General features: G+C 40.9%; 5 protein-coding genes. 3 read left to right on the top strand and 2 right to left on the bottom strand.

Features of this window, described 5'->3' with window-relative positions; all coding sequences use genetic code 11:
• The 3 genes from LNTAR_RS24485 to LNTAR_RS28340 form a co-directional block, all read left to right on the top strand.
• A partial coding sequence (locus LNTAR_RS24485) for a phosphomethylpyrimidine synthase ThiC (RefSeq protein ID WP_007281468.1) occupies window positions 1-476 on the top strand: 476 nt, incomplete at its 5' end.
• 36 nt (window positions 477-512) lie between these two features.
• Window positions 513-2,153, top strand: a complete 1,641-nt coding sequence (locus LNTAR_RS24480; protein ID WP_007281467.1) for a cation:dicarboxylate symporter family transporter — start codon at window positions 513-515, stop codon at window positions 2,151-2,153.
• 26 nt (window positions 2,154-2,179) lie between these two features.
• Complete coding sequence (locus LNTAR_RS28340) at window positions 2,180-2,659, top strand: hypothetical protein (RefSeq protein WP_157473839.1); 480 nt, start codon at window positions 2,180-2,182, stop codon at window positions 2,657-2,659.
• Here the strand turns inward: LNTAR_RS28340 and LNTAR_RS24470 are convergent, their stop codons facing one another.
• Both LNTAR_RS24470 and LNTAR_RS24465 read right to left on the bottom strand, forming a co-directional pair.
• Complete coding sequence (locus LNTAR_RS24470; protein ID WP_007281465.1) at window positions 2,660-3,043, bottom strand: YraN family protein; 384 nt, start codon at window positions 3,041-3,043, stop codon at window positions 2,660-2,662.
• Window positions 3,040-3,864: class I SAM-dependent methyltransferase (locus LNTAR_RS24465; RefSeq protein WP_007281464.1), on the bottom strand; the 825-nt coding region annotated here is incomplete at its 5' end. The genes LNTAR_RS24470 and LNTAR_RS24465, both read right to left, overlap by 4 nt.

Here is a 3,864-nt window from a genome sequence, read left to right as displayed (position 1 = left end):
CTTCTGGTATTGGCGCCGCAATGATTGGTTGGTATGGTTGCGCGATGCTTTGTTACGTGACTCCCAAAGAGCACTTGGGCTTGCCAAATCGTGACGATGTAAAAACAGGTGTGATCACTTATAAGATTGCCGCTCACGCTGCGGATATCGCAAAAGGTCACCCAGGTGCGATGGCGCGTGATAATGCGCTCTCTAAAGCTCGTTTTGAATTCCGTTGGGAAGACCAGTTTAATCTCGGTTTAGATCCCGATACAGCAAGATCGTATCACGATGAAACACTTCCTCAAGATGGTGCTAAAGTGGCGCACTTCTGTTCCATGTGTGGTCCGCAGTTCTGTTCGATGAAAATCACTCAAGAAGTGCGTGATTATGCTGCGGCAGAAGGGCTCAAAGAAGAAGAAGCCTTAGCGAGAGCCATGGAAGAAAAAAGCGAAGAGTTTAAAGGCTCAGGCTCAGAAATTTATCAGCCAAGCTAAGTCTTTTAAGGTCTAAGTGATCTTTTGGAGACTTCATTGGAGAAAAAGAAAAAAATGACCTTATCCACCAAGATCTTAATCGGTCTTGGCTTGGGTGTGGTTGTGGGTTTATTTTTTGGTGAGAAATGTGCGTGGATGTCTCACGTAGGTTACGCCTTTATTAAAATTATGCAGATGACTATCCTGCCTTATATCACCATATCGATGATTAAAGGTTTGGGTGGTTTATCGCTTGAACAAGCGAAAAACCTTGCCGTTCGCGGTGGAGTGGTCATTTTATCTCTGTGGGCCATTACATTAGCCATGCTGCTATGTGTACCCTTTGTTTTTCCTGAACTGAAGAATGCCAATTTCTTCCAAGCTAGTTCGGTCGCTATGCCTATGGAAGTGAATTACTATGATTTGTATATACCTTCAAATCCTTTTAGTTCATTAGCAAATTCTGCTGTTCCAGCAGTAGTTATTTTTAGTATGGCAGTAGGGATTGCATTGATCACTATTGAGCCCAAAAAGCATTTAATGAATAATTTAATTACTCTCAATGAGGCGATCTCGAAAATCACTAAAAAGCTTGTGAGTTTATCGCCGATAGGTGTTTTTGCGATTACCGCGAATGCTGCAGGGACTATTTCTCCTGATGAACTCCAGCGCTTACAAGTTTATATAATTACTTATGTTGTTTGTTGTTTGTTGTTAACTTTTGTGGTTTTACCTGCACTTATTAGTGCGATTACTGGTTACAAATATAAAGATGTGATTGAATGTGTGAAAGATCCTCTAATAGCAGCTTTTACTCTAAATAATTTATTTATTGTTTTACCAATGCTTGCTGAAAGTTCGAAAAAAATAATGGAAATGAATGGGCGACTAAATGAAACAAACGAAGAGCTTGCAGATGTAATTATACCCATTTCATTTAACTTTCCTAATTTAGCTAAAGTCATGGGTCTATTATTTGTTTTATTTGCGGGTTGGTTTGTTAATACTGAAGTACCCTTTTCAAGCTATCCTTCTTTTGCAGTTTCTGGTTTGTTAAGTAGTTTTGGCTCATCAAGTTTATCTATACCTTTTTTACTTAATAGTTATGAAATACCAGAAGATATGTATCAGTTATTTATGTTATCGGGAATTATAAATTCGCGTTTTGGTATACTTCTAGCTTCGATGCATTTAGTGACATTGACTCTCGTTTCAATACGTTTTATGACCGAAGGATTCAAAATCACTTTAATTCAACTATTGAAAGCCAATATTCCTTCAATGTGTATAACATTACTTGCCTTTATTTCGATGAATTTTTATTTTTCAGCGACAATTAAAAATGTTGATAATAAACGTGAAGTCTTAAGTCGCTTAAAGGTACATACTCCCGTTGAAAATAAAGTGCATTTTGAAGTGCCCAAGTTAGATGCTGATTTGGATGAAAATCTTAAAGCTAGGGTGATGAAGCGTGGTTACCTTCGAATTGGTTATCGTAAAGCAAATTTACCATTCACCTACTTAAATAAGGCTGGAGAAGTTCAGGGTTTTGATATTCAGTACGCTCATGAACTTGCGAGAAACCTTAAATGTAAAATTGAGTTCATTCCTTTTGATAGAAACAATATGGCTGAATTGTTGAAAAACGGCTCAATCGATATCGCCATGTCGGGCTTGGCTTCGCTCGTGATTTGTTAAATGAAGTACGTTTTTCAGACCCTGTTATGACGGTAAATTTGGCGCTAGTAACTCGAGATCACATGAAGAAGGAACTATCGATTCGAGAAAACCTTTTAGCTAACCGTTATAAAATTGCTGTTATGGATTCGAATCCTTTTATTAAGGCTATTGAGCAAAAGGCTCCTAATCTTGAAATGGAATTCATCTCTGATGAGAGGGAATATTTTAGTGAAAAGAATGATTTTGATGCTTTGTTGATTTCTGCTGAAGCAGGTAGTGCTTGGACGCTTTATCACCCAGGATACAGTGTTGTTATCCCTAAGCCCAGTGTACATCGCTATGCCTTGGCTTGTGCAGTGGCCGAAAGAGATGCCGATTTCCTAACTTACCTCAATCAGTGGCTGAAAGTTCAAGAGATCAATGGTTTTGAAGAAGAAAACTATAATTACTGGATCTTAGGTAAAGGTGCAGAAGTTGAGAAAAAACGCTGGTGTTTAGGTAGCGACGTCTTTAAGCTTTGGTAATTATTCACCAAAGGCGTGAGTGCGAATCTTGATTTGGTGCTGCCAAAAGAACTTCCCCAAAATGACTTCTACAATATCAAAACGAAATGAGCACTGTGTAAGGCTGTGTTTTTTGAGGTAGTATTTTGCGCACTTCGCAATGCGTTGGCGCTTTTTGGAATCAATAGCTTGAGCAGGGGAAGTATCCTCGGTCTTATTTTGATGACGAGTTTTCACTTCCACGAAACACAGAGTCCCGCCGTCTCGGGCAATAATGTCGATCTCGCCAATATGTTCAAGCGAGTAATTCTTTCGTAAGATCTCATAGCCACATCGTCGCATTTGACGCTGTGCCATGGCTTCGCCTTTACGGCCGGTTTTAAGGTGTTTGGCCTTTTTTTTCAAGGGAAAGTGACACGCGTATAAAAACCCGAGGGAATTGTACGCTTAGAGCTCTCTTGAGGGATAGTCATTTCACCCGATTCAGTTGTCAGATCCTCGCCCCAAACTGTGTAGATGAGGTTGTCTAAAACTTTTGGAGTGAAGTGCGGTGTATGACATGTGAATAAGATGAAGGCAGGTTTATCGCTCATGACGGCTTTGCAACGCTCGAGGAAGGGCATGATGTCGTCTTCGATTTTCCAGATTTCACCTTTGCTACCACGTCCATAAGAGGGTGGGTCCATAACGAGAGCATCGTACTTATTGCCACGGCGAATTTCACGGTCGAGAAAACGGTTAACATCATCGACGATCCAGCGGATATTTGAGATGTCATTAGCCTCGGCATTCAGTCGAGCCCAATCCACAATGCCTTTGGCGGCGTCGAGGTGTGTGACTTGTGCGCCACCTTTTGACATAGCTAATGAGCTGCCTCCTGTGTAGGCAAACATATTGAGCGCTTTGATTTCTGGCTTGGACATATCCTTGAGCCACTGCCAGTTGCTTGCGGCTTCCGCAAAAACACCTAAGTGACCAAAATTGGTGGGTCGCAGGATCATTTTTTGACCGTGGTAAACAATATCCCATTGCTCGGGGAGTGAGTTGAATTTCCATTTACCCCCACCCTTATTACTGCGTATGTAAGTATCCTTGGCTTTATTCCAATCTTGCTTAGCTAAGCTTGGTGCCCAACAGGCTTGTGGACAGGGGCGAACCATGACTTGGCCACCAACATTTTCGAGTTTTTTGAAGTACCCTGAATCGAGGAGGGTGTAAGTATTGTT

The organism is Lentisphaera araneosa HTCC2155 (assembly GCF_000170755.1).
Lineage (GTDB): Bacteria > Verrucomicrobiota > Lentisphaeria > Lentisphaerales > Lentisphaeraceae > Lentisphaera > Lentisphaera araneosa.
The sequence above is the reverse complement of the archived record's forward strand: the minus strand, read 5'-3'. Positions and strand labels throughout refer to the sequence as shown.

Excerpts from the sequence above, each read along its gene's own strand:
- LNTAR_RS28340 (WP_157473839.1), top strand. The coding sequence starts at position 2,180 with ATGACGGTAAATTTGGCGCTAGTAACTCGAGATCACATGAAGAAGGAA.